Origin of the sequence: Micromonospora sp. DT228 (assembly GCF_049841595.1) — a bacterium.
In the GTDB taxonomy this organism is placed as follows: Bacteria; Actinomycetota; Actinomycetes; order Mycobacteriales; family Micromonosporaceae; genus Micromonospora.
Map to the genome: position 1 here is coordinate 257055 of NZ_JBNCKO010000002.1, position 25198 is coordinate 282252.

The window sequence follows — 25198 nt, forward strand, 5'->3', positions numbered from 1 at the left end:
GCCGTCGCGCCCGGCGACGACCCGGCGTCATTGTGGATGGCACGCGACGGCTGAGCCTGCCGATGCGCCCAGCAGTGGAGGTGATGATGCCGAAGTCCGACGACGAGCCGCCCAACACGGGCGAGCGGATCGACGCCGTCGAGCAGGAAGCGGCCAAACGTCGGTTGCTCGCGCAGGCCGAGGCGGAGCGGATCCCGGTGGAGGAGACGACTCGGGTCGTGCCGGATCGGCGGTGGCGTGGTGAGCCGTGATCCGGTGCCCATCGGCCGGCGGGTCGCGTACCTGCGGGTGCGGCGGAGGCTGTCGCAGCAGTCGTTCGCGGATCGGTTGGGGAAGTCGAAGAGCTGGGTGGACAAGGTCGAGCGTGGGGTCCGGTCCCTGGAGCGGGTGTCGACCATCCGGGATGTCGCGGCGGTGCTGCGGGTCGACGTCGCGGCGCTGCTCGGTCGTGATGTGCAGCCCACTGGGGTGGCCGAGCATCGCGAGGGCGTCGCGCGGATTCGGGTGGCGCTGTCCGCGTACCCGATGGCTTTTGGTCGCCGGGCGGGCCGGGAGGTGATGTCCGTCGATCGGTTGGCGCGGGAGGTGCGGCAGGTGTGGATGACCTACCAGCATGCCCGGTATCCGCGTCTGGTCGAGTTGCTGCCCACGGTGGTGACGGAGGCGCACCGCGCCCACGTGCAGGACCCGGAGGTCCGGCGGGCAGCGGTGGTGGAGGTGTATCGGGTGACGGCGGCGCTGCTGGTCAAACTGGGTGAGGGGAGCCTCGCGTGGTTGGCCGCTGACCGGGCGATGTCGGCCGCCGCCGGTGACCGGGTGTTGCTGGGCTGCGCGGCGGTGCAGCTCGGTCAGGCGCTGCGGGCATCAGCTCGGGCGGGACCGGTGCTGCTCGCCGCCGCTTCCCAGATCGCCGATGGCACGCCGGATGGGATGTCGCTGCGGGGATCGCTGCTGGTGCAGGCCGCTCTGATCGCGGCCCGGGCGGCTGACGACCGGGCAGCCGGTGACCTGCTGGACGAGGCCGGCGAGCTGGCCGCTCGGGTGGGCGACGGACATGATCGTTGCTGGACGGCGTTCGGGCCGACGGCCGTCGAGCTGGCCCGGGTCACGGCCGCCGTGGAGTTGGGCGACGGGCCGCAGGCGGTCGCGCGGCACGAGGAGGCGACCGGGCGGGACGGGTGGCGGTGGCTGCCGATCGAGCACCGGGCCGCGCACCTGGTCGACGCGGCGCGCGGCTACCTCCAGGCGGACGACCCCACCAACGCGGCCCGGGTCCTGTTGCGGGTCGACAGCATCGCGCCCGCCGAGATCCGCTATCGGCCGGCCGCCCGGGACGTGGTCGCCCAGGTCGCCAGAGATCCGGACGCCCCACCGATGATCACTCAACTCGCTATCGGCCTCGGGGTGCTGTGAGTAGGGGGTCGGCGTCGTAGGCGTGCCGTGCGCTCTCCACCTCGCCGAGGTGGGCGTCGGCCCAGGTGGTCAGGTGCGCGAAGAGCGGACCGAGGCTGGCGCCCAGCTCGGTGATCTCGTATTCGACCCGGGGCGGCACCTCGGCGTAGTAGGTGCGTGCCACCAGCCCGTCGCGTTCGAGTTGGCGCAGCCGCTGCGTGAGCACCTTCGGTGTGATGCTCGCCAGTCGGCGCTCCAGCTCCACGAATCGCTGCCGCCCGTACTCGTGCAGGGCCCACAGAATGGGTGTGGTCCATCGGCTGAACACGATGTCGACGACCGGCGCGACCGGGCAGGCCAGCTCGGGGTTGGCTGACCGTTGCATGTGACCTCCGTCATGGAGCCATTACTATCCTCTAGGTACCTACTATATCGACGCTACTAACGTCTCCTCCAACCGCGTGGACGGCGCGGTCGACTTGGAGGTTCAGACATGTTCGTCGTGACAGGTGCGACCGGGAATGTCGGTCGGACGCTCTTGTCCATCCTCGCCGCGTCGGGTGCCGCGGCGACGGCGGTGTCCCGTGCGCGACGCCCGGTCGTCGTACCGGACGGGGTTCGCCACCATCGCGCGGACCTGGAGCGGCCGGAGAGCCTGCGGCCGGCGCTCGCTGGCGCCGAGGCGTTGTTCCTGCTCGTGGAGGGCGCCGGGGCGCATCTCGACGTGCCCGAGATCCTGCGGGTCGCCACGGACGCCGGCGTGAAGCGCATCGTGCTGCAATCGTCGCAAGCGGTCGGCACCAGGCCCGGGACGGTGTCGCACGCGCCCCTACATGCCATCGAGGAGGAGGTACGCCGGTCCGGCCTCGACTGGACGATCCTGCGCCCCGGCGGCTTCGCCTCCAACGCCCTCGGTTGGGCCGATCAGGTCTGCAATGGACGGACGGTGGCCGCACCGTTCGGCGAGGTCGGCCTGCCGGTGATCGACCCGGACGACATCGCCGAGGTGGCGGCTGTCGCCCTCCGCGATCGCACCCACGTCGGTCGCACGTATGAGCTGACCGGTCCGGCGCTGAGCACGCCACGTGCACGGGTTGCCGATCTCGCCACCGCGCTCGGCGAACCGATCAGCTTCGTCGAGCAGACGCCCGACGAGACTCGCGAACAGCTGCAGCGGTTCATGCCACCACCGGTGGTCGAGGGAACGCTGGCGATCATCGGCGCGCCGACCGCACGGGAGCAGCGGATCAGCCCGGACGTGTCGGAGGTCCTGGGCCGACCGCCACGCCCCTTCGCCGCCTGGGCCGCGCGCAACATCGATTCCTTCCGCTGATGCGACAGGCCCCTGCACCATCCGCCGCCCTGTTGCTCGACGTCCGCGTCGGCGACGAGCAACAGGACGGGTGCGTCTGGCTCGAGATGTCCGAGCAGGGGCTGATCAACAAGATCATCGACTACTGGCCCGAACCGTACGATCCGCCGCAGGGTCGGGAACACCTCGTCGAGCGTTGGTGACCGTGACTGGTGCTACCGCGTCCCTACCTGGCGTCGTCCGTGGCCGCCTCGGGATCGACGGGGTGCGGCAGCACCACCGCTTGCGCGGCGATGACGCGTTCGCCGTCGAAGGTCAGCGCCGGTGAACCGTGCAGCCGATAGCCCTGATCGAGAAGCGCGCTGACGCGGGCACAGAATTCGGCATCATCGGGTCCGGTGATCAGGCGGTAGCCGAGGGGCTTCGTAAGATCTGACATTGCCGCATTGTCCCCGCCCGGGTGACGTCACTTCTCATCGTGCAGCCCCGGCAGAACCCGGGTGGCTACGTGGCCGAGCCGTCCCCGCGCTCAGGAACGGCCGATGGAGCGGTCCAGGAAGTCGTGGATCATCGGCGCGGCGACGTCGAGCTTGTCTTCCAGCAGGAAGTGGCCGGTGTCGAGCAGGTGGAACTCGGCCGACGGCAGGTCCTTGCGATAGGGGTGGGCGCCAGCGGCCGGGAAGACCGGATCGTTCTGGCCCCAGACGATCAGCGTCGGCGGCTGGTGGTCGCGGAAGAAGGCATGGAATTCCGGGTACAACGTGACGTTGCTGCCGTAGTCGTAGAACAGATCCAGCTGGATGTCCGCGTTGCCGGGGCGAGCGAGCTGCATGTCGTCGTGGGCCCACCGGTCGGGGTCGAGCCGACTGAGGTCCTGCACCCCCGCCGTGTACTGCTGCTTGACCGTGTCGGAGCTGAGGATGAACGCGATGGCCTGGCGGCGCTCGTCCGTCTTCTCCGCCCAGTAGGCCTTGATCGGATCCCAGAACGCACTCAGGCCCTCCTCGTACGCGTTGCCGTTCTGCACGATGAGCGCGCTGACCCGTTCGGGGCCCTTGAGCGCCATCCGGTAGGCGGTCGGCGCCCCGTAGTCGAAGCAGTAGAGCGCGTAACGATCCACGCCGAGCTGGCCGAGCAGACCATGCATCAGATCGGCGAAGTTGGCGAACGTGTAGTCGAACGACGACCGGTCCGGGCTGGCGCTGTGGCCGAAACCCGGGAAATCCGGGGCGATCACCCGGTACCGGTCGGCGAGCAGGGGGATCAGGTGGCGAAACTGCGAGGACGCCGTGGGAAATCCGTGCAGCAGCAGGACCGCCGGGCCGTCGGCCGGTCCGGCCTCCCGATAGAAGATGTCGATCCCGTTCACTGTCGTCGTCCGAAAGTGCGTGACCGGAAACTCGCCTTCCTGCACGGCGGCGACCGAGGGTTTTTGCGCAATGCCCACCATTGTGGAGTCCTTTCGGAATGAAGGGAAAGCGGTGCCGCCCTTGGCGATCTCTGTGCCGGGTCCCGCTTCGGTCAGCATGGCATGCGACAGAGCGCTCGACGTGCCGAAATCACTTATCCAAAAGGGGTTTCACAGCAGATGGGTACGGAGGAAGTCGAGTTCCAGGGGGAGCAGTCGCTCGGCGGTGCCGTTCGCGGCCATGTGGGTGGCGCCGGTCAGCGGCAGGACCGCGTGCGGGCGGCCGGTGCTCAGCAGGGCCGCGGAGAGCCGGAGCGTGTGCGCGGCCACCACGTTGTCGTCGGCCAGGCCGTGCACCAGCAGCAACGGGCGGGCCTGGTCGGGGCCGGTGACCGGCTCGGCGGCCAACTCGACAAGTGAGTGGTGCGCGTAGACGTCCATGCCGTCCTCCGGCAACCCCAGATAACGCTCGGTGTACGCGGTGTCGTACAGCGTCCAGTCGGTCACCGGCGCGCCCGCGATCCCGCACCGGAACAGCTCCGGGTGGCGCAACACCGCCAACCCGGCCAGCCACCCGCCGAACGACCAGCCACGAATCCCCACCCGCCCCATGTCCAGGTCGGGGTGCTTGCCGGCGAGCGCGGTCAGGGCGTCGATCTGGTCGGTCAGGGTCACGTCGGCCATCCGCCGGTGGATCGCCTTCTCGAACGACGGTGCCACTCCCGGCGTACCCCGGTTGTCGATGGTGACCACCGCGAACCCGGCATCGGCCCACCACTGCCGTTCCAACCAGGCCGCCCGCGCCGCCACGACCTCCTGGTGCCCGGGCCCGCCGTAGATGTCCAGCAGCACCGGCAGCCGCCGGCCCGTCACGTGGTGGTCCGGGTAGAGCACCGCCGCCGGCAGCCGCCGATCGGTCACCCGCTCCAGCAACGGCAGCGGAGAGTACGGAGGGGTCGCGGCCAGCGACCGCAACTCGGCCAGCTCCTGGTCGCCGCGCCGCACCGTCCACCGCACCCCCGCGTGATCCAGTGACGCGACCCCGACGGCCAACACGTCGCCGCCCACGGCGGCGGTGTGCCAACCCGAGTCGGTGGTGATCCGGCGGGCGTCCACCCCACCACCGATTGTGGTGCGGACCCGGAACAGGTGCCGCTCGCTCGGTTCACCGTCGCTGGCCTCGACAAGCAGGTCGGCCGGACCGGAACTGGCCGACAGTCGACCCACGACCCGCCGTACGTACAGCGACGGCGGAGTGAGCAGGGTGCCGTCCGCGAACAGGCACCGCGCGTCGTACCCGTCGTGTGCCAGCTCCCCGCCGACCAGCACCCGGCCGTCCGGCAGGTGCGCCGGGGTGCCGGCGATCGGCTCGACCCAGCGCGGGTCGGCCAGCTCCGCGTGCACCTGCGTCTCACCCGTGCGGGGGTCCACCGCGAGCACCAGCCCGTGCTGCTGCGAGCGGCGCAGAACGGTGATCAGCGGGCTGCCCTCGACCCAGCTCACCGCGGTCAGGTACGGGTAGGTCTCCCGGTCCCAGTGCACGTCGACCCAGCCGTCGTCGAGGTCCAGCAGGTGCAGGCTGACCTCCGCGTTCGGCCCACCAGCCCGGGGATACGCCACGGCGGTCGGCGGACTGGCCGGCTCGGCCGGGTCGTGCAGGTGCCAGCGGTCCAGGCGGGACTCGTCGACCCGGGCGGCGAGCACCGAGCGCCCGTCCGGCGCCCACCAGTAGCCCCGGAACCTGCCGAACTCCTCCGCCGCGATGTGTTCGGCCAGCCCCCAGCTCACCCCGGCGTCCTCGCCGGCCAGCAGGGTGTCGGCGCCGTCGGCCTCGATCACCCGCAGCTCGCCCCGACGCACGCCCTCGCCCGCGTCGGTCACGTACGCCAGCCGCTGCCCGGTCGGGTCCGGACGTGGGTCCAGCACCGGGCCGACGGTGGCCACCTCCACCACGTCGCCGTGCACCAGATCGGCCCGGAACAACCGCCCGGCCAGCGCGAACACCGCGATCCGCCCGGCGGCGTCCAGCGCGTACGAGCCGATGCCGGCGGCGCTGAGCCGTAACCGCTCACGCAGCGCGCGCTCGCCGGGGGAGAGGGACCGCACGTCCCCGCCCTCGCCCAGCAGGGTCGCCGGGTCCGCGACCAGGCGCTCCTCGGCGGTGGCCACGTCCAACAGCCAGAGCGCGTCCGCCGGATCCTCCGGCCCGGCCGAGCGCAGAAAGATCACCCGGGAGCCGTCGTCGGCCACGGAGACAGCGCGCGGCGCGCCGTGGCTGAACCGGCGGGTGCGGGCGGCCAGCTCCGGAAAGTCCACAGACCAAATCGTAGAGCGGTACGGGGGGTGATGTGGCCGACCTGGGCGGACGCGTCAGCGCCAGCGGGACCTGACCGCCGGTTAGAGTGACCGTCGTGACGATGCTGCCCGACCGCCGCCTGCTGCTGGTCCACGCGCACCCCGACGACGAGTCGATCGGCACCGGCTCGACGATGGCCCACTACGCCGCCGACGGGGCCCACGTCACGCTTGTGACCTGCACCCTCGGTGAGGAGGGCGAGATCCACGTACCGGCGCTGGCCCAGCTCGCCGCCGCCGAGGCCGACCAACTCGGCGGGTACCGGATCGCCGAGCTGGCCGCCGCGTGCGCCGCGCTCGGCGTCAGCGACCACCGCTTCCTGGGCGGGGCCGGCCGCTACCGCGACTCGGGGATGATGGGGCTCGCCACCAACGACCACCCCCGCGCCTTCTGGCAGGCCGACCTCGACGAGGCCGCCGGGCACCTGGTGGAGATCATGCGGGAGGTACGCCCGCAGGTGCTGATCACGTACGACCCGAACGGCTTCTACGGCCACCCCGACCACATCCAGGCCCACCGGGTCGCGATGCGCGCTGTCGAGCTGGCCGCCGCCGAGGGCTGCGCCCCGCTGAAGGTCTACTGGACCGCCTTGCCGCTCAGCGTCCTGGAGGCCGGCATGGCGCACTTCGCCGAGTCCTCCGACAACCCGTTCGGCGGCATCGCCGACATCGCCGACCTGCCCTTCGGCACCCCGGACGCCCAGATCGCCGCCCGGGTCGACGGCACCGACCAGCACACGGCCAAGGAAGCCGCGATGCGGGCGCACGCCACCCAGATCCCGGCCACCTCCTGGCTCTACTCGATCGCCGGCAACTTCGGCGGCGAGTTCATGGGCGTGGAGTTCTTCACCCTCGCGGTCGGCGAGAAGGGCCCGGGCACCGGACGGTACGGCTGGGAGGACGACCTCTTCGCCGGGCTCCCCGAGGAGAGTGCTTCGGACGGGTCGTCGGTCGGGGCCGCGCCGGACCGGTCCTCGGTCGCGGCGGCGGGTCTTCGGTGACCCTGCCCGCGTCGATGACGGTTCTTGACGACCAGGATGCCCCGCCCCCGGCGGGGCCACCGCCGCGACTGCTCGACCTGGGCCTGCGGCTGGCCGGCGCGATCGTCGTGGTGGTCGCCGGAGTGCTGAGCGGGGTGCTGGAATTGCTGCTCGCCACGGTCCGCGTCGGCGGGCAGCTGATCGGTGTCTCGGCGCTCCTCGCCGTCGGTGCGAACATCGTGCTGAGCTGGTTCGCTCACGAGGCGGTCGGCCGCAGATGGGCGGTGGCGCTGCCTGCGGTGCCATGGTTCGCGCTGATGGCGGTGGCTGCGATCCGTACCAACGAGGGTGACCTGTTGCTGGCCGGCGACAACTGGGTCGGCCTGGCCATGATCGTGGCCGGTGCGATGACCTTCGCGGTGATGGGCTTCCGACAGATCCTCGCTCCGCCGGCCACGCTCGGGCTGATGACGCCACCCAGGTAAGGGTGGTAGATATTCCAGCCAGGGATGTGAGCCCCGCGACGGGGCGTACGGCAGGAGGTCCGGTGATGGACAGACGGTGGCGTGACATCGCGGTGCTCGTGGCAGCGTTGTTCGCGGTCAACGTGGTTGCCCGGTTGATCATCCGGTTCGGCTTCGAGGAGGACGACACCGCCGCCGACCGAGTGTCGTTGGCGATGTTCGCGGTGATCGGGCTGACCCTGGCCGTGGTCGCCTTCCGCTGGGGTCGTCGCCGGCCACTGGCGGACTGGGCAGCCGACATGGCCCTCGTGGTGCTGGCCGCGATGATGTTGACCGTCCTGGTCGGGCCGCTGCTGATCGGCCACAACCCGTTCGCTGGCGGCGCGCCGACGTTCTTCGCCCAGCTCTGGCTGTACCTGCTCGCCTCCGGCGCCGGAGTGCTGATCGGCTACCTGGTGCTCACCGCGCTGGGGCGTGACTACCGCTCGTGGCAGCTCAAGCGGTACGCCGAGGTCAAAGCCGCCAAACCCCGCCGCGTCGTCCGCCGCTAACCCCGCTCGCGCTGACCCGCCTGCGCGGTCGGGCTCGCGGTGTCGGGTTCGCGGTGTCGGGCTCGCGCTGTCGGGTTCGCGGTGTCAGGCTCGCGCCTTGATCAACTCGGATCCCATGAAGTCGGGCTGTCCCGGGCGTGCGGATACCCCGATTTCCTGCTGATCAACTCGGATTTCGTGAAGTCGGGCCGTCCTGCGCAGTCGGATGCCGCGACTTCCCGGAAGTCGAGTCGATCACGATGCCCGGCTCACCGCGCGTGCCAATTGCCCTGCGTGCTGATTCGCCATGCACAACCTCGGTCCCGGTGATCATGGAGTTAGCGGCGCGACACGCCGTGCCGGATGGCAATAACCTCATGATCGTCGTGGCCGGGTGGCCGGGTGGCCGGGTGGCCGGGTGGCCGGGTGGCCGGGTGGCCGGGTGGCCGGGTGGCCGGGTGGGCGTCGTGGGTGGGTGGGTTTGCCCCTTCTGGCGGTTTGGGTCAGTGTGGGGCGACTCGGGTCAGGTAGGTGTGGTGCGTGCTGAAGCCGAGTCGCTGGTAGAGCGCCACCGCCGCCGTGTTGTGTTGCTCGACCTGGAGGAACGCGTGCGTCGCGCCAGTGGACACGCCCCAGTCGGCCAGCTCGTTGATCACCCGGCTGGCCAGCCCTTGACGGCGAGCCGCCGGTAACACCTCGATGAGGCTGAGGCCCAGCCAGCGCCCCTGACCGGTCACCGTGCCCCGGCCGATCGCCACTAGCGTGCCGTCGACGTACACGTGGGCGAAACGGACCTGGTCCACGGCGGTGAGCACGTGCCGGGCGGCCTCCGGCAGGCCGCCCTTGCGGCCGGCGGCGACGGCCAGCCACCCGGCGCTCGGCGCGCCGGCCAGCTCAACGACCGCATTGCTCCACGCGCCGGTCTGTCCGTCGACGGCGGCACCCGCGCCGGCCTGTCCGTCGACGGCGGCACCCGCGCCGGCCTGTCCGTCGACGGCGGCACCCGCGCCGGCCTGTCCGTCGACGGCAGCAGCCGCGCCGGTCTGTCCGTCGGTAGTCGCGCCGGCCTGGTCGGTGGTGGTTGATTGGGTAACCGGAGCGGTGCTGGTCGGCGTGGCTCCGTGGGTCGTTGGCGGTCGTAGCGGGAGCGGTGTGGTCTGCACCAGGACCGGCGGACGGGCGGCCCAGCCGCGGGCGTCCAACTCGGCGCCGACCGGGGCGGCGAGTGGCAGGGGCGTGTTGATGATCGGAGGCTGGCCCTGTTCGGCGTACCAGCGTTCGACCGCGTCCACGGCGGCGGGCAGCGGTCGGTCGGGGTCGCCGATCGGCAGCGCCGAGTTGGCCCGCCCGCTCCAGCCTTCCGCCGAGCGGAGCAGCCAGTCGCCGAGATGGCCCCGTGTGAGTGCCGGCCAGGCCTCGTCGGCGGCCCGTTCCAACGCCACGACCGCCGCGGCGGTTGGCCGGCGGGTGGGTGGCACCCGCTTGGCGCGGTGGACCTGCGCCACCGGTACGCGTAGGTGGCCCTGTGCGGTGGAGAGCGTGAGATGAGTCTCGCTCAGCTCGACCAGCTCGCCGAGAGCGTCGGAGAAGAGCGGGCGGCCCTCCCGAATCCCCACAATCCGGCGAACTACGATTCGGTGTCCCACATCCTGCTGTCGGAGCACGATCGACCCCCTCCCCGGCGAGATACTAGGCTCTTACCGTCGCGGGTGATCGCGGCGTGTCTTGCGGAGGAGAAGACCGGTGACCTACATCATCGCCGAGCCGTGCGTGGATGTGCTCGACAAGGCATGCATCGAGGAGTGCCCGGTCGACTGCATTTACGAGGGCAACCGGATGCTCTATATCCACCCCGACGAGTGCGTCGACTGTGGTGCCTGTGAGCCTGTCTGCCCGGTGGAGGCGATCTTCTACGAAGACGACGTGCCGGAGCAGTGGAAGGACTACACCGGCGCCAACTACGAGTTCTTCGAGGAGCTGGGCTCGCCCGGCGGTGCCTCGAAGATCGGCAAGGTGGAGAAGGACGCCACCTTCGTCGCCGCGCAGCCGCCGCGCGGCGAGGGCCACTGAACCGGCCCGCGCCGGTCTCGTCGCGGCTGCCCGAGTTCACCTGGGACACCCTGGACGCCGCGGCCACCCTGGCCGCGGCGCATCCGGAGGGCCTGATCAACCTCTCCATGGGTACGCCTGTCGACCCGGTGCCCGAGGTGATCCGGCGGGCGTTGGCTGACGCGTCCGATGCTCCCGGTTACCCGCTGACCGCCGGCACCCCCGCGTTGCGGGCCGCGATCGCGGCGTGGGTGTCCCGGGCCTGTGGCGCCGGGGTCGACGGTCTCGGCGTGCTGCCGACGATCGGCTCGAAGGAGCTGGTCGCCTGGCTGCCGACCCTGCTCGGCATCGGCCCGGGTGACGTGGTGGTGGTGCCGTCGATCGCGTACCCCACCTACGAGGACGGCGCCCGGTTGGCCGGCGCGACTGTCGTCCGCGCCGACTCGCTCACCGCGGTCGGGCCGACCTCGCGGGTCCGGTTGGTCTGGGTCAACTCGCCCGGCAACCCGACCGGCCGGGTGCTGCCCGCGGCGCACCTGCGCAAGGTGGTCGACTGGGCTCGGGAACGCGGCGCGGTGGTCGCCAGCGACGAGTGCTATCTGCCACTCGGCTGGTCTGCCGAGCCGGTTTCGGTGCTGTCGCCGCAGGTCAGCGGTGGCAGCTATGCCGGGATCCTCGCCGTGCACTCGCTGTCCAAGCGATCCAATCTCGCCGGCTACCGGGCCGGGTTCGTCGCCGGTGACCCGGCGCTCGTCGCCGAGCTGCTCAAGGTGCGCAAGCACGCGGGCATGATCGTGCCCGCGCCGGTGCAGGCGGCCATGGTGGCGGCACTGGAGGACGAGCGACACGCCGAGGAGCAGCGGGAGCGCTACCGCGCCCGCCGGGAGGTGCTGGCCGCCGCGTTCACAGGTGCCGGGTTCACCGTCGAGCACTCCGAGGCGGGCCTCTACCTCTGGCTCACCCGAGGTGAGGACTGCTGGCAGACCGTCGACTGGTTGGCGCGGCGCGGCATCCTGGTCGCCGCCGGCGCCTTCTACGGTCCCGGCGGTCAACAACACGTACGGGCGGCGCTCACCGAGTCCGACGAGCACATCGCCGGCGTCGCGGCGCGCCTCGCGCGGGACTGACCGCACGTCCGGGCGGTCGAGCCGGTGGCCCGACCGCCCGGACGGTGTCAGTCGGTGATCTGGCGGAACACCCGCAGCAGCGTGTTCCGGCTCTGCTTCTCCAGCAGTTCGCTCGCCATCAGCTCCTGCATGGCGATGACCCGCCCGTCGTGCAGGGTGATCTCCGCCTTCAGCGGCACCTCCCGCTTGACGTCCACGGAGACGATCTCCTCGTAGGGCAGGAACGTGTGCCCGGCGGTCAGCTCCGCCATCGACACCGAGCCGACGAGCGCGCGTAGCCGCTTCTCGCCCTGGCTGGCCTTACCCGGGTTGACGATCAGGACCAGTCCCCGGTCGAGGATGAGCACGTCGTGCTCCGTACCGTCGATCTTGATGTTGGCCAGCGCGCCGATCAGGTCGGCGTTCCGACCGGAGACCCGGTCCTGCACGACTGTCGCGCCGGAGGGGTCGATGCCCAGCTCGGCCAGGCGGGCCAGTGCCACGTCCAGGGTCTGGGGCGCGACGGCCAACTTGGCGATCTCGGCGAGGTCCCACGGCTGCGCCTCCGGGCCGACGAGCTGCGCCGGGCCGGACCAGGAGAGCTGCCAGTGGGCCTGACCGGAGCGGACGGCCGCGTTGTCGAGCAACGTCTCCATCGGCCCGGCGAATCGGGCGGCGGCCTCCTTGCGGGTGGCGTCGTCGAAGAACTGCTCGGCGAACTCACCCAGCCGGCCGGCCCGCACCAGGTCCAGCACAGTGCCGAGCCCCGGCTGGGAAACGCCCGTGAACCGCCCGGCCGCCCGGTAGACGCCGTCCGCCTGCTGTTGCACACCGGCCGCGACGGACGCGGCGGTGAACTGCGTCCAGGGCAGCGCCCTGCGGTTGCCGTGGTTGACCACGATCGCCTGCAACTGCCGTCCGGCGGCGTCGATGTCGGCGAGCAGCAGCGCGGCGGGCCGTTCGTCAGGTGCGACGGTCCCGGTCGGCAGGGCCGCCATCGCGGCGACCCGGACGCCGATCGGCGGGTGGGTGTCCCACGGCGACGGATCCCGTTCGGGGGCGCTCTCCCGTAGCTCGGCGATCTCGTCCCGTCGTGCGTGCAGCAGTCGGCCGAAGCCGCCGAAGAGGTCGTCCGGCGCCAGCTCCGCGGACCAGCCCGGCTCGACGTACCGACGCATGAAGAAGCCCCAGGCCGCGCCGAGCGCCGGCAGGGTACGCAGCGCGGAGGCTGCGGCCTCGTGTCCGGCCAGCAGCACGGAGGAACGGTCGGCCTCCAACTCCTGCCGTCGTGACGCGGCGTTGTCGACCATCAGGTAGAGCTTCGAGTAGCCCTTGAAGACCCAACCGATCGGGTTACGCGGGCTGATCCGGTCCAGCGTCTCCGCGATGGCCAGCCGCCCTCGGTACGCCACCCCGCCGAGGCGGGTGTGCTTGCCGGAGTAGTGGCCCAGCTCGTGTGCGAGGACCGAACGCAGCTGGTCCGTCCGCATCGCCTGGAGCAGCGGCAGGCCGACATACAGGGTGCGCCGTCCGCCGACCAGGCCGAGCAGTCGGCTCTGCTCGGCGACGGCCGCGTTCACCTCGGGCACCAGCCGGATCTCGTCCGGGGCACGGGTCCCCACCGCGCTGGCCAGCTCGCGCACGGTGGCCCAGAGGCCCGGTGCCTCCTGCTCGGTGAGGACCAGGCCGGGTTCTGGCTCGTTCTTGGTACGGATCGCGCGCCACAGCCCGACGGCCACCGCGCCCAGCGCGATGACCAGGGGCAGCATCAGCTTCCCGGCGATGATCCCGTTCGTGTGGTCGAACAGCCAGACCCCGAGCGCGACGACGGCGGCGAGCTGGAGGAGCGCGACGACGTAGAAGCCAATCAACATGACCACCGAGGCGAGCGCCCGGTATGTCGCGGACATTGGGTTTCCTTCCCGCTGAAGCCCGCGTCGATATGGCGGGCGGCGGAGCGGACCGTACGACGCTGATCTGAGGCGGGCAACCCCCTTCCGGGCGGCCTCGCCAAGATTTACGATCTTGCGGATCGTCACGGGGTGAGAGGACAACGCGTCATGTGGCCGTTCCGGCGCAGCAACAGGCGGATGGCGGTGCCCACGTTGACCGTGGACCCGACCGAGCGAGACCCGACCGCACGGGCGTTGCGGGAGGCCGCCGAACGGCGGGACTGGGCCGCCATCCGTGATCTGCTCACCCCGGTGATCGACCCCGACGACCACGCCTTCTACGTCACGGCGGTCGCCCACTCCGACGGCGTGCAGGACTGGATCGGTGAATGGATCGAGGCCGAACCCCGTTCGACGCTGCCGGTGCTGGTGCGCGGGGCGCGCGCGATCTACTGGGCCTGGGAGGCCCGCACCAGCGGGCGGGCGTCGCAGGTGAGTCAGGATCAGTTCAAGGAGTTCTGGCGGCGGCTGCGGCTGGCCGAGAACTGCCTGGACGAGGTGGTCGACCGCGATCCGGACGACACCACCGCGCGTACCTTCCTGGTGATGTCGGCACGCGGCCGGCAGGTGGACACCGACGAGGCGAACAGGCGTTTCGGCGAGGTGGTCACGCGGCACCCGTGGCACCGGATCGCGCACGAGCAGATGCTGCAGTACCGCTGCCGCAAGTGGTACGGCAGCCACGAGGAGATGTTCGCGTTCGCCCGGGAGGCGGTGGCGAAGTCGCCGGCCGGCTCGGCGCTCGGACACCTCGTCGTCGTCGCGCACCTGGAGCAGTGGCTGGACCTGCCCGTCGGCGAGGACGACGAGTATCTGGACGACGACGCGATTCGCGCCGAGCTCAACGCCGCCGCCGACCACTCGGTACGGCACCCCGACTACCGGCGTCGACCGGGCTGGGCGAGCGTGCACAACACCTTCGCGATGGGCTTCTCGAAGGTGGGGGACCTGCGCTCCGCCGCCGGCCAGTTCGAGGTGATCGGCGACCAGGTGACCTCCTGGCCCTGGCAGTACATCAACAACGACCCGGCGATCCCGTTCGTCGCGTGGCGCGACGACGCGACCGCCGCCGAGGACTGACCGGAGTCCGGGCCGGTCCCGGACGATATCCTCGGCCCGACCTGGTCGGGGCCGCGTCGGCCCCACACCCCAGCAGGAACGTCGAGGTGCGCGGATGGTGGACCGGCTCGGTGTGCGGGCGGCGGTGGTCGGCACCGGCCTGATCGGTGGCTCGGTGCTGCTCCGACTGCACGCCGCAGGCGTCGACGTGACCGGCTGGGATCCCGACGAGCACACCCGGCGGGAGGCCCGCCGGATGGGCGTACCCGCTCCGGACCGGCTGGTCGAGGCGGTCGCCGACCGGGACGTGGTCTTCCTCTGCGGTCCGCTGCCCACCCTGCCGGCGACGCTGCTCGACGTGGCCGCGATGACCGGTGAGCGTTGTGTGCTGACCGATGTGGGTAGCACCAAGGAGGAGGTGGCGGCGTTCGCCGCCACGCACGGGCTGACGCACCGGTTCGTGCCCGGCCACCCGATGGCCGGCACCGACCGGGCGGGCTTGCCGGCGGCCGGGCCGGAGTTGCTCAGCGGCGCCGCCTGGGTGCTCTGTCCCGCTCCTGGGCAGGCCACGGCCGCGTTCCGCTGGCTGGCCGAGCTGCTTGTGGACCTCTTCGGGGCCCGGGTGGTGCCGATGTCGGCGGCGGAACACGACTCGGCCGCCGCGCTCGCGTCCCACGTGCCGCACCTGCTGGCCGGCGCGCTGGCCGGCGCCGTGCAGCGCGCGCCGCTGCGCGACGCGATACTCGCGCTCGCCGCGGGCAGCTTCTCCGACGGCACCCGGGTCGCCGGCACTCCCGCCGGCCGGACCGCCAACATGCTGCTCGGCAACCGGCAGCGGGTGCTGCGCGAGCTGGCCGAGGTCACCGCGTTCCTGGACGACCTGACCGCCGCCCTGCGCGCCGGCGACGCGCCGGCGCTCACGGCACGGTACGACGAGGCAGGTGCCGCCCGCGCGGCGCTGCGCGAACGCCGGTTCGACGCGTACGACGGGCAGTTCCCGCTCGGCGGTGACCACGCCGCGGAGGTGTCCTGGCTGCGCGAGCTGGGGGTGGCCGGCGGTCACCTGTTGGGTCTGCACGTCGGCGTCGACACCGTCTCCTACGCGGCGCGGCGGCCGATGGCTGACTAGGCTGAGGGGCATGGTGGCGGACGGTCCGGTGGTGCAGGTACGCGGCGAGGCGTACCGGGAGGTGCCGCCCGAGCTGGCCCGCTTCGCGGTCACCGCGACAGCGCGGGACCGGGATCGGGAGACCACCCTGACCCGGCTGGCCGAGCGTGCCGCTGCCATCCGGGTGCTGCTGGACGGCTCCGGGTCAGCGGTGGCGCGGCGGGAGACCGGCGATCTGCGGGTGCGGCCGGAGACCCGCCGCTCGGGCGAGCGGGTGGTCGCCTGGCACGGCGGCGTGACCACCACGGTCACCGTCACCGACTTCACCGCCCTCGGCGAGTTGATGCTCCGGTTGGCCGACCAGGATCAGGTCGAGGTGGCCGGGCCCTGGTGGGAGCTTCGCCCGGACAGCCCCGCGCACCGCGAGGCCCGACACGCCGCGATCCGCGACGCGCTGGTCCGGGCCCGGGAGTACGCCGAGGCGCTCGGTGCCCAGGTCACCTCGTTGCTCGAGCTGGCCGACGCCGGGCCGGGTGACCGGCCGATGTTCGCCCGCGCGTCATTCGCCGGGGGTGGCGGCGCGGGTGGCGGCCCGCCGGAGCTGGAGCTGGACCCGCAGCCACAGACCGTGCAGGCGGCCGTGCAGGCGCGGTTCACGATCAGCACGCCGGTCCTCGACTGATGCCACCGGCTCGGGTGCTGTCGGTCGACGAGTTGGTGCGGCGCGCGCTGGCGCTGGCCGAGGCCGGCCCGCGGCAACTGCTGGGCATCGCCGGCGCGCCGGGCGCGGGGAAGTCGACGCTTGCCGAGCAGGTGGTGGCCGCCGTCGGGTCGGCCGCCAGACTGGTGCCGATGGACGGCTTCCACCTGGCACAGGTCCAGCTGGTCCGGTTGGGTCGCGCGGACCGCAAGGGCGCGGCGGACACCTTCGACGCCAACGGGTTCGTCTCGTTGCTGCGCCGGCTGCGTCGGCTGGAGCCCACCTCGGTGTACGCGCCGGAGTTCCGCCGGGAGTTGGAGGAGCCGGTGGCCGGGGCGATCGAGGTGCCGCCGTCGGTCCGGCTCGTGGTGACCGAGGGCAACTACCTGCTGCTGCCGGATTTTCCGTGGCAGGAGGTGCGCGCGTTGCTGCACGAGGCGTGGTTCCTCGATCTGGACGCCGATCTGCGCCAGCGTCGGTTGACCGCCCGCCACGAGGCGTTCGGGCGGTCGCCGGAGCAGGCACGCGAGTGGGCGCTGGGCAGTGACGAGGTCAACGCGGCCCTGATCACTCCGTCCGCCGACCGCGCCGACCTGGTGGTCCGCCTGTCCGAGTCGCCGACGGTCTGACCGGCCGGGCCGGGGGCGGCGTGGTCGGCCGGTCCGAGTCGTCGGTGGACCGACCAGGCCAGCCGCACCGTCAGTCCAGTTCGCGTACCGGCCGGGCGGGGTTGCCGACGGCGACCACGTTGGCCGGCAGGTCCCGGGTCACCACCGCTCCCGCGCCGACGACTGTGTTCGCGCCGATCGACACTCCGGCCAGCACGATCGCTCCGCCACCGAGCCAGACGTTGTCGCCGAGGGTGATCGGCTTGGCGGCCTCCCACTTGTCGCGGCGCGGATCGGGCTCCACGGGGTGGGTCGGCGTGAGTAGCTGCACGTTCGGTCCGATCTGGGCGTCCGCGCCGATGGTGATCGGTGCGACGTCGAGGAAGACGGCGTTGTAGTTGACGAAGCTGCGGGGCCCGATCCGGATCTGCCAGCCGTAGTCGCAGGAGAACGGGGGGCGGATCCAGGTGTCCTCGCCCAGTTCGCCGAGGAGTGCGCGCAGTGCCGCGATCCGGGCCTGCGGGTCGGCCGCGGGACTTGTGTTGAAGCGTTCCATCAGCCGGGCGGCCCGGTCCAGGTCCGCGACGATCTCGGGGTCGTCGGCGAGGTACGGCTCACCGGCGAGCATCCGGTCCTTCATGGAGGTCACCAGGTCGATGATGCCGGCCGACCGCGCCCTGGGTTGGCAGGTTCGTCATATTTGCTACCCCTTTTTTGCATACCGGGTATGCAATACTGGCGGCGATCTATGCACGTCTCCTGGCTATAGAACGTCCACGAAGGAGGAAACGTTGTATCGACGCGGCAGAATCTTCATCGCCGTCACCGCCATCGCCGCCCTCGTCCTGGGCACCCCGGCGATCGCCGGGGCCAGCCCACAGCCCACCGTCCCCGACGCCGCCCCGCGTAGCGCGACCGGCATCCCGAAGACGGTCACCCTGCTCACCGGTGACCGGGTCACCGTCTCCGCGTCCGGGTCCGCCGCCGTCCACCCCGGCCCCGACCGGGCTCATCTGCGCTTCCTGACCACCCGCGACCGCGGTCAGCTCACCGTGCTGCCGGAGGATGCCCTGCCGCTGGTCCGCGCCGGCCGGGTCGACAGGCGCCTGTTCGACGTGACCGGGCTGATCGCCGCCGGCTACGACGACGCCCGCCGCGACAACCTGCCGGTGCTTGTCACCGGCGACGCGGGCGCGCGACGAAGGGCCGCCGCGGCGCCCACCGGACTGACCGTCACCACCGAGTTGCCGGCCGTCGGTGGCGTCGCCGCGACGGCGGACAAGGAGCGGGCCACGGAGGTCTGGACGGCACTCACCGGCGCTCGCGCCCGGGTCGGCACGGCGGGGGTTGCCGACCGGATCTGGCTCGACGGCCGCCGACGCATCACGCTGGACCACAGCGTGCCGCAGATCGGGGCGCCGGCCGCGCACCAGGCGGGGTTCACCGGCCAGGGCGTCCGGGTCGCGGTGCTGGACACCGGTGTCGACGCCGCCCACCCCGACCTGACCGGGCGGGTCGCCGAGTCGCACAACTTCACCGAGGCCACCGACGCCGGTGACACAGTCGGCCACGGCACCCACGTCGCCTCGATCATCGCGGGCAGCGGGGCGGCCTCCGCCGGCAGGTACCGGGGCGTCGCGCCGGACGCCACGCTGCTCAACGGCAAGGTCTGTGAGGATCAGGGCTGCCAGGAATCCGCGATCCTGGCCGGCATGCAGTGGGCCGCCGTCGACAAGCACGCCGACGTGATCAACATGAGTCTGGGCGGTACCGACACGCCCGAGGTCGACCCGCTGGAGGCGGCCGTCGAGTCGCTGACCGCGCAGACCGGCACGCTCTTCGTGATCTCCTCCGGCAACGACGGCACCGACGGCTCGGTCGGCTCGCCGAGCACCGCGGAATCCGCGCTGTCGGTCGGCGCGGTGGACCGCGACGACGCCCTGGCCGACTTCTCCAGCCGCGGCCCCCGGGTCGGGGACGGCGGGCTGAAGCCGGACCTCACCGCTCCGGGGGTGGACATCGTGGCCGCCCGCGGTGAGGGCACGCTGCTCGGCGATCCGGTGGGGGAGCAGTACCTGGCGCTCTCCGGCACCTCGATGGCCGCGCCGCACGTCACCGGCGCGGTGGCGCTGCTCGCCCAGCAGCACACCGACTGGGCGGGCGCACAGCTCAAGGCCACCCTGATGGCCTCGGCGAAGCCGCACCCCGAGCAGACCGCGTTCCAGCAGGGCGCCGGCCGGGTCGACGTGGCCAGGGCGATCACCCAGCCGGTCGTCAGCGACCCGGTAAGTGTCGCCTTCGGGCAGCCCGCCTGGCCGCACGACGACGACACCCCGATCGCCCGCAAGGTCGACTGGCACAACAACGGCCCGGACCCGATCACCCTGGACCTGACCATCGAGGTGACCGGACCCGACGGTCAGCCGGCACCGGCCGGCATGTTCACCCTCGCGGCCAGCCAGGTCACCGTGCCCGCCGGCGGCACCGCCGGCACCACGGCCACCGTGGACACCCGGCTCGGCACGGACGGCTACTGGACCGGACGGATCGTGGCCCGTGCCGGCACGGCCGTGGCGGTCACCCCGGTCGCGGTCCACCGGGAGGTGGAGAGCTACCAGCTCACCGTCCGGCACCTCGACGCCACCGGCGCGGCCGCCGAGGGACCCTTCACCTCGCTGGTACGGCTGGACAACCTGCAGAGCTACGACCTTTACGACCCGGACGGCACCGTCGACATCCGGGTGCCCAAGGGCCGCTACGGGCTGGTCAGCATCATCTTCACCGGGGAGGACGACGTCGCCGAACTGGCGCAGCCCGAGCTGGTGATCGACCGCGACACCACTGTCACCCTCGACGCCCGCAAGGCCCGGCCGGTACGCAGCGCCGTCCCCGACCGATCCGCCAAACCGGCACTCGTGGACATCTCCGCGACCTTCCTGGCCACCGACGGTTCCTCCGGCTACGGGATTCTCAGCTTCGACTTCAACGGGCTGGCCACCGGGCAGCTCGGCAGGACCGTCTCCGGCAAACAGTTCGTCGGCAGCATCAGCAGCCAGTGGGCGGACCTGGAGGTGGCCCACAGCCCCTACCTGTACGCGCTCAGCGAGGGCTTCCCCGGCCGGTTGCCGAACGGGTTCGACAAGACCTACCGCAGCTCCGAGTTGGCCACCGTCACACAGCAGTTCAAGGGCGGCTACACGGGTCTGAAGGGGGAGCGGGTGGTCTATCCGCAACTCGACTCGGACGTAAGCGGTTGGGCTGTCGGAGTGCCCACCGTGGTGCCCGGCCAGCGGGTGGAGCACTACAACACCCGAGGGGTGCGCTGGTCCTCGGAGCTGACGTTCTGGGCGCCCGTCGAGGAGTGGTGGACCGAGTTCCGGGCCGGGCTGACGGCCGATCCGCGCGCGTACCGGGCTGGCCGACAGACCCGCGAGAGCTGGGGCAGCGCGCCCTACGCCCCGTCCTTCCCGACGCCGCGCTGGCCCGGTCAGGGGGTCACCCGACTCGGTGACGACATCCAGGTGGACGTGCCGCTGCACAGCGACGCCGAGGGGCACCCCGGTGGTTCGGTGGTCGACACCGCCCGGACGGCCCTCTATCGCAACGGGGTGCTGGTCGGCGAGTCATCGGACACCGGTTACGGCGAGTTCGCGGTGCCGCCCGGTGCGGCGGCCTACCGGCTGGAGGTGTCGGCGACGCGCAGCTTCACCGACCTCAGCACCGAGGTCAGCACGGCGTGGACCTTCCGGTCCCGGCACGTCCCCGGTGACGACTACCGTCGGCTGCCGGTGTCGGCCATCCGGTTCACGCCACCGTTGGACGCCGACAACAGCGCTCGGGCCGGCCGGAGCTTGGTCATCCCGGTGCAGGTGAAGCGGCAACCCGGCGCCGCCGGGTCACGGCTGACAAAGCTGACCGTGGACGTCTCCTACGACGGGGGCAAGACCTGGCAGGCCGCCCAGGTGCGCAACGGCGGGCACGGCTGGACGGCCACCGTGAAACACCCCGCCGGGGCCGGTTACGCGTCCCTGCGGGCCACCGCACGGGATGCCGCCGGCAGCACTGTCACCGAGCGGATCATCCAGGCGTACCGGTTGCGCTGAGGCGTACCCCGTCGGGTTCGCGGCGCAGTGCCGCGGACCCGGCGGGTCCGTCAGTCGTTGGCGTGCAGGGCCGCGTTCAGCTCGATGCCCCGGCCGGTGCGTGGCCGGGCCTCCAGCGCGCCGGTCACCGAGTTGCGCCAGAACAGCAGGCCGTCGACGCCGGACAGCTCCCGGGCCTTGACCACCCGGCCGTCCGGCAGGGTGACCTTCGACGCGGCGGTGATGTAGCAGCCGGCCTCGACCACGCAGTCGTCGCCGAGCGAGATCCCGACGCCGGCGTTCGCGCCGACCAGGCTCCGCTCGCCGATGCTGATCTTGTCGGTGCCGCCGCCGGAGAGGGTGCCCATGATGGAGGCCCCACCGCCGATGTCGGAGCCGTCGCCGACCAGCACGCCCTGCACGATCCGCCCCTCGACCATCGAGGTGCCGACGGTGCCGGCGTTGAAGTTCACGAAGCCCTCGTGCATCACCGTGGTGCCGGCGGCCAGGTGCGCGCCGAGGCGGACCCGGTCGGCGTCGGCGATCCGCACCCCCGCGGGGACCACGTAGTCGGTCATCCGGGGGAACTTGTCCACCCCGTACACCGCCAGGTGGCGGCCGGCCGCGCGCTCGATCACCCGCAGCTCGTCCACCCGCTCCGGTGGGCACGGCCCGGCGGACGTCCAGGCCACGTTGGCCAGCTTGCCGAAGATGCCGTCGAGGTTGAGCTGGTTGGGCCGCACCAGGCGGTGCGAGAGCAGGTGCAACCGGAGGTACGCGTCGGGGGCGTCCTTGATCGGGTCGTCGAGCGAGCCGATCACGGTGACCACCTGGACGGTACGCAGACCGGGCAGTGGCCGGTCGCCGAGCGCCGCCGGCGGCAGGTCGAGCACGTCCGACTTGTCCTCCCCGACGACCAGCGGCAGCTCACCCAGGCCCAGCTTGCCGGTCGGGTACCAGGTGTCGAGCACCTGCTCGTCTGCCGTGATCGTGGCCAGGCCAATGCCCCAGGCGGAATCTGCGGACGTCACTGTTACACCTCTCGGTCGTGGCCGGGCCGGCCTCAGCTCACTCCTCGCGCAAACAAACCTGAAGGTACCGTGCGAACCATGGAGAACCCGCTGACCCCCGAGGTCCTCGCCGATCCGGTACAGCTGACCCGCGCCCTGGTCGACATAGAGTCCGTATCCCTCAACGAGAAGGCGATCGCCGACTGTGTCGAAGAGGTGCTGCGGGGCGTACCGCACCTGACCACCCACCGGCACGGCAACACGGTGATGGCGCGTACCGATCTCGGTCGGGCGCAGCGCGTCGTGTTGGCTGGGCACCTCGACACGGTGCCGCTGAACAACAACTTCCCGTCGACGATGCGCGGCGACCTGATGTACGGCTGCGGCACCTCCGACATGAAGTCCGGCACCGCGTACGCGCTGCACCTGGCGGTGACCCTGCCCAACCCGCGCTACGACGTGACGTACTTCTTCTACGAGGCGGAGGAGATCGAGTCGCGGTACAACGGGCTCAACCTGGTGGCCCAGGCGTACCCGGAGTGGTTGGAGGCGGACTTCGCGGTGCTGCTGGAGCCGACGTACGGCATCGTCGAGGCGGGCTGCCAGGGCACCATGCGGGCGCTCGTGACGACGACGGGTGAGCGGGCGCACGCGGCGCGCTCCTGGCACGGGGTGAACGCCATCCACGCGGCCACCGAGGTGTTGCGGCGTCTCCAGACGTACGAGGCACGCCGGGTCACCATCGAGGGGTGCGACTACCGCGAGGGCATGAACGCGGTACGGATCATCGGCGGTGTCGCCGGCAACGTGATCCCCGACCGGTGCGAGATCGAGGTCAACTACCGGTACGCGCCGGATCGCGACCCGGCCGGTGCGGAGGCGCACCTGCGGGAGGTGTTCGTTGGCTTCGACGTGGTGGTGACCGATGCGATGGCTGGTGCGGCCCCCGGGCTGGAGGCGGCCCCGGCGAAGGAGTTCCTCGCCGCGGTGGGCGCGGCGCCGATCGGCAAGCTGGGCTGGACGGACGTGGCCCGCTTCGCGGCCATGGGGATCCCGGCGCTGAACTTCGGCCCCGGCGACCCCAACCTGGCCCACCACCGGGACGAGCACGTGGAGATCAGCAAGATCCGCGACGGGGCGGCGACCCTGCACCGCTGGCTGGCCCCGGCCTGACGAGTGATCAAGAGGTTTGCGTCAGCCGGGCCCGTTGTCGGCGACGCAAACCTCTTGATCAGCTCCTACGGGCGCGGAGACGGCGGGGGAGACGAGGGGCAGGTCCTGCAGTCGGGTGCGGCGGCGTTCGGCCACCACGTCTCGGATCCGTCGCTGCATCTGGCGACGGATCCGGATCATCTCGCTGTTACTGATCACGCTGTCTCCTCCCCCGAAGGCGCGCGCCGGGCATACCCGGTATGTGAATAGTAAGACGTACGGGGAAGCGAATTAGTTGCCCATGATCCCGAACTATTTCTCGGCGTCCCCGCCCCGCACCCCTACGAGGTGCCGCTCCACTACGGTTGCCCCATGAGCCAGAGCAACAACGGGCGGGAGGCCGGTCGCGGTCCAGGGCAGGAGCGACACCGCGGCGCGGTCACGCTGCGCAGGGGGTCGATCCCGAGCAGTACCGCTGATCAACGGTTGTTGGATTCGCGTGGGCGGGGCGACTGGAAGACCAAGGACGCCTGGCGCGCGCTGCGCATCCTCTCCGAGTTCGTCGAAGGTTTCGACACCCTCGCCGATCTGCCGCCCGCGGTCAGCGTGTTCGGCTCTGCCCGCAGCGGACCGGACAGCGCCGAGTGCCGGCTGGCCGAGCAGGTGGGCGGCGCGCTGGCCCGAGCCGGCTACGCGGTGATCACCGGGGGCGGGCCGGGAGTGATGGAGGCCGCCAACCGCGGCGCCAGCGAGGCCGGTGGCCTCTCCGTCGGGCTCGGCATCGAGCTGCCGTTCGAGCAGGGCCTCAACGAGTGGGTCGACCTGGCGATCGACTTCCGTTACTTCTTCGCCCGCAAGACCATGTTCGTCAAGTACGCCCAGGCGTTCGTCGTGCTACCCGGTGGGTTCGGCACCATGGACGAGCTGTTCGAGGCGCTCACCCTGGTGCAGACCGGCAAGGTCACCCGGTTCCCGGTGGTGCTCATGGGGGTCGCCTACTGGGACGGCCTGCTCACCTGGATGCGCGACACGATGGCCGCCGACGGCAAGATCGGGCCGGTCGACCTGGACTTGATCTGCCTCACCGACGACGTCAACGCCGCGGTTCGGTACATCGTCGAGGCGGAGGCCGCGCTCTCCGTGGAGCAGGAGGCGGTCCGCGACGAGGCCGTCGCGCGTACCGGCGCGGACCAGCAGGCCGCCGCCGCGCGGGCCGCCGACCAGCCGCGGGACAGATGATGGCAGCGATCTGCGTCTTCTGCGCCTCCTCCCGCACGCTGGACCAGCGCTGGCTGGACCTGGCCACCGAGACCGGCGTGGAGCTGGCTCGGCGCGGTCACACGCTGGTCAGCGGCGGTGGCTGCGTCGGCATGATGGGCGCGCTGGCGGACGGCGCCCGCTCCGCCGGCGGGCGGACTCTGGGGGTGATCCCACAGTCGCTCGTCGATCTGGAGGTCGCCGACCTGGCCTCGGACGAGCTGCTGGTGACCGACTCGATGGCCAGCCGCAAGACCCTGATGATCGACAAGTCGGACGCGTTCCTCACCCTGCCGGGCGGGCTGGGCACCCTGGACGAGCTGTTCGAGGTCTGGACGACCGCGACGCTCGCCCTGCACGCCAAGCCGATGGTGCTGATCGACACCGACGGCTTCTACCGCCCCCTGCTGGACTGGCTGGACAGCCTGACCGACCAGAACTTCCTCAAAACCGCCGGCCGCGACCTCCTGACGGTGACCACCACGGTCCCCGAAGCCCTGAACGCCCTAGAGTCCCGCCTAACCTGACCCACCCCGCCCCCACCCCGCCCCCACCCCCCAACCCCCACCCCCACCCCCACCCCCACCCCCACCCCCACCCCCACCGCGCCCCCACCCCCGTCCGCCCGCGCGGTGATCATGGAGTTAGCGGTGCCGCTATCGGCGTGTCGTGCC

General features: G+C 71.6%; 25 protein-coding genes and 1 pseudogene. 17 read left to right on the plus strand and 9 right to left on the minus strand.

The genetic code is table 11. From position 1 onward, the window contains the following. Positions 1-86 precede the first annotated feature (86 nt). Positions 87-251, plus strand: a complete 165-nt coding sequence (locus tag ACLQ29_RS04470) for a hypothetical protein (RefSeq protein ID WP_425770336.1) — start codon at positions 87-89, stop codon at positions 249-251. Beyond that, positions 241-1413, plus strand: a complete 1173-nt coding sequence (locus ACLQ29_RS04475) for a helix-turn-helix domain-containing protein (RefSeq protein ID WP_425770337.1) — start codon at positions 241-243, stop codon at positions 1411-1413. The genes ACLQ29_RS04470 and ACLQ29_RS04475 overlap by 11 nt, the downstream gene beginning before the upstream one ends. Here the strand turns inward: ACLQ29_RS04475 and ACLQ29_RS04480 are convergent. Further along, positions 1391-1777 carry a winged helix-turn-helix transcriptional regulator gene (locus tag ACLQ29_RS04480; RefSeq protein ID WP_425770338.1) on the minus strand — a complete coding sequence of 129 codons (387 nt, stop codon included), beginning with the start codon at positions 1775-1777 and terminating at the stop codon, positions 1391-1393. The genes ACLQ29_RS04475 and ACLQ29_RS04480 overlap by 23 nt on opposite strands. 108 nt (positions 1778-1885) lie before the next feature. Here ACLQ29_RS04480 and ACLQ29_RS04485 point away from each other — a divergent pair, with 108 nt between their 5' ends. Both ACLQ29_RS04485 and ACLQ29_RS04490 read left to right on the plus strand, forming a co-directional pair. Beyond that, entirely contained in the window at positions 1886-2725 is an 840-nt protein-coding gene (locus tag ACLQ29_RS04485; RefSeq protein WP_425770339.1) for an NAD(P)H-binding protein, read from the plus strand. Positions 2726-2748: 23 nt separating this feature from the next. Beyond that, positions 2749-2907, plus strand: a pseudogene (locus tag ACLQ29_RS04490) (nuclear transport factor 2 family protein); the annotation flags it as partial. 23 nt (positions 2908-2930) lie between these two features. Here the strand turns inward: ACLQ29_RS04490 and ACLQ29_RS04495 are convergent. The 3 genes from ACLQ29_RS04495 to ACLQ29_RS04505 all read right to left on the minus strand — a co-directional run bounded on the left by ACLQ29_RS04495 (position 2931) and on the right by ACLQ29_RS04505 (position 6428). Continuing rightward, positions 2931-3143: a DUF1737 domain-containing protein gene (locus tag ACLQ29_RS04495; protein WP_425770340.1), complete on the minus strand. Its 213-nt coding sequence runs from the start codon at positions 3141-3143 to the stop codon at positions 2931-2933. 90 nt (positions 3144-3233) lie between these two features. Beyond that, positions 3234-4232: an alpha/beta fold hydrolase gene (locus tag ACLQ29_RS04500; protein WP_425770341.1), complete on the minus strand. Its 999-nt coding sequence runs from the start codon at positions 4230-4232 to the stop codon at positions 3234-3236. 51 nt (positions 4233-4283) lie between these two features. After that, entirely contained in the window at positions 4284-6428 is a 2145-nt protein-coding gene (locus ACLQ29_RS04505) for a prolyl oligopeptidase family serine peptidase (RefSeq protein WP_425770342.1), read from the minus strand. 86 nt (positions 6429-6514) lie between these two features. On the opposite strand from ACLQ29_RS04505, the gene mshB reads away from it, so the two are divergent. The 3 genes from mshB (at position 6515) to ACLQ29_RS04520 (ending at position 8462) form a co-directional block, all read left to right on the plus strand. Further along, entirely contained in the window at positions 6515-7468 is a 954-nt protein-coding gene (gene mshB / locus ACLQ29_RS04510) for an N-acetyl-1-D-myo-inositol-2-amino-2-deoxy-alpha-D-glucopyranoside deacetylase (protein WP_425770343.1), read from the plus strand. Between the two features lie 14 nt (positions 7469-7482). Next, complete coding sequence (locus ACLQ29_RS04515; protein ID WP_425770345.1) at positions 7483-7932, plus strand: hypothetical protein; 450 nt, start codon at positions 7483-7485, stop codon at positions 7930-7932. A gap of 65 nt (positions 7933-7997) precedes the next feature. Further along, positions 7998-8462, plus strand: a complete 465-nt coding sequence (locus ACLQ29_RS04520) for a hypothetical protein (RefSeq protein ID WP_425770755.1) — start codon at positions 7998-8000, stop codon at positions 8460-8462. A 482-nt stretch (positions 8463-8944) separates the two neighbouring features. On the opposite strand, the gene ACLQ29_RS04525 is transcribed toward ACLQ29_RS04520, so the two are convergent. Further along, on the minus strand, positions 8945-9946 hold the full coding sequence (locus tag ACLQ29_RS04525) for a GNAT family N-acetyltransferase (protein WP_425770756.1): 1002 nt from the start codon (positions 9944-9946) through the stop codon (positions 8945-8947). Positions 9947-10184: 238 nt separating this feature from the next. Here ACLQ29_RS04525 and fdxA point away from each other — a divergent pair, with 238 nt between their 5' ends. After that, a complete protein-coding gene (gene fdxA / locus ACLQ29_RS04530; RefSeq protein WP_091422126.1) occupies positions 10185-10511 on the plus strand; it encodes a ferredoxin in 327 nt (108 codons plus the stop codon). Then, complete coding sequence (dapC, locus tag ACLQ29_RS04535; protein WP_393372431.1) at positions 10508-11617, plus strand: succinyldiaminopimelate transaminase; 1110 nt, start codon at positions 10508-10510, stop codon at positions 11615-11617. The genes fdxA and dapC overlap by 4 nt, the downstream gene beginning before the upstream one ends. Before the next feature lie 47 nt (positions 11618-11664). Here dapC and ACLQ29_RS04540 read toward each other — a convergent pair whose 3' ends face one another. Continuing rightward, positions 11665-13506, minus strand: coding sequence for a M48 family metallopeptidase (locus tag ACLQ29_RS04540; protein WP_425770346.1), 1842 nt, complete (start codon positions 13504-13506; stop codon positions 11665-11667). Between the two features lie 132 nt (positions 13507-13638). On the opposite strand from ACLQ29_RS04540, the gene ACLQ29_RS04545 reads away from it, so the two are divergent. The 4 genes from ACLQ29_RS04545 to ACLQ29_RS04560 all read left to right on the plus strand — a co-directional run bounded on the left by ACLQ29_RS04545 (position 13639) and on the right by ACLQ29_RS04560 (position 17044). Continuing rightward, positions 13639-14628, plus strand: coding sequence for a DUF4034 domain-containing protein (locus tag ACLQ29_RS04545; protein ID WP_425770347.1), 990 nt, complete (start codon positions 13639-13641; stop codon positions 14626-14628). Positions 14629-14722: 94 nt separating this feature from the next. Then, positions 14723-15736 carry a prephenate dehydrogenase gene (locus ACLQ29_RS04550; protein WP_425770348.1) on the plus strand — a complete coding sequence of 338 codons (1014 nt, stop codon included), beginning with the start codon at positions 14723-14725 and terminating at the stop codon, positions 15734-15736. A 10-nt stretch (positions 15737-15746) separates the two neighbouring features. Then, positions 15747-16397, plus strand: coding sequence for an SIMPL domain-containing protein (locus ACLQ29_RS04555; protein ID WP_393372113.1), 651 nt, complete (start codon positions 15747-15749; stop codon positions 16395-16397). Beyond that, entirely contained in the window at positions 16397-17044 is a 648-nt protein-coding gene (locus ACLQ29_RS04560; protein ID WP_425770349.1) for a nucleoside/nucleotide kinase family protein, read from the plus strand. Before ACLQ29_RS04555 ends, ACLQ29_RS04560 begins: the two co-directional genes overlap by 1 nt. 70 nt (positions 17045-17114) lie before the next feature. Here ACLQ29_RS04560 and ACLQ29_RS04565 read toward each other — a convergent pair whose 3' ends face one another. Beyond that, positions 17115-17672: a sugar O-acetyltransferase gene (locus ACLQ29_RS04565; protein ID WP_425770350.1), complete on the minus strand. Its 558-nt coding sequence runs from the start codon at positions 17670-17672 to the stop codon at positions 17115-17117. Between the two features lie 142 nt (positions 17673-17814). Between ACLQ29_RS04565 and ACLQ29_RS04570 the strand changes: the two genes are divergently transcribed. Continuing rightward, positions 17815-21126, plus strand: a complete 3312-nt coding sequence (locus tag ACLQ29_RS04570) for a S8 family serine peptidase (protein ID WP_425770351.1) — start codon at positions 17815-17817, stop codon at positions 21124-21126. A gap of 50 nt (positions 21127-21176) precedes the next feature. Here the strand turns inward: ACLQ29_RS04570 and dapD are convergent, their stop codons facing one another. Then, positions 21177-22136: a 2,3,4,5-tetrahydropyridine-2,6-dicarboxylate N-succinyltransferase gene (dapD, locus tag ACLQ29_RS04575; RefSeq protein WP_425770352.1), complete on the minus strand. Its 960-nt coding sequence runs from the start codon at positions 22134-22136 to the stop codon at positions 21177-21179. A gap of 78 nt (positions 22137-22214) precedes the next feature. Between dapD and dapE the strand changes: the two genes are divergently transcribed. Further along, a complete protein-coding gene (gene dapE, locus ACLQ29_RS04580; RefSeq protein WP_425770353.1) occupies positions 22215-23288 on the plus strand; it encodes a succinyl-diaminopimelate desuccinylase in 1074 nt (357 codons plus the stop codon). 21 nt (positions 23289-23309) lie between these two features. Here dapE and ACLQ29_RS04585 read toward each other — a convergent pair whose 3' ends face one another. Next, positions 23310-23486, minus strand: a complete 177-nt coding sequence (locus ACLQ29_RS04585) for a hypothetical protein (protein ID WP_425770354.1) — start codon at positions 23484-23486, stop codon at positions 23310-23312. A 153-nt stretch (positions 23487-23639) separates the two neighbouring features. On the opposite strand from ACLQ29_RS04585, the gene ACLQ29_RS04590 reads away from it, so the two are divergent. Further along, entirely contained in the window at positions 23640-24506 is an 867-nt protein-coding gene (locus ACLQ29_RS04590) for a TIGR00730 family Rossman fold protein (RefSeq protein WP_425770355.1), read from the plus strand. Next, entirely contained in the window at positions 24506-25051 is a 546-nt protein-coding gene (locus ACLQ29_RS04595) for a TIGR00730 family Rossman fold protein (protein ID WP_425770356.1), read from the plus strand. The genes ACLQ29_RS04590 and ACLQ29_RS04595 overlap by 1 nt, the downstream gene beginning before the upstream one ends. Positions 25052-25198 lie beyond the last annotated feature (147 nt).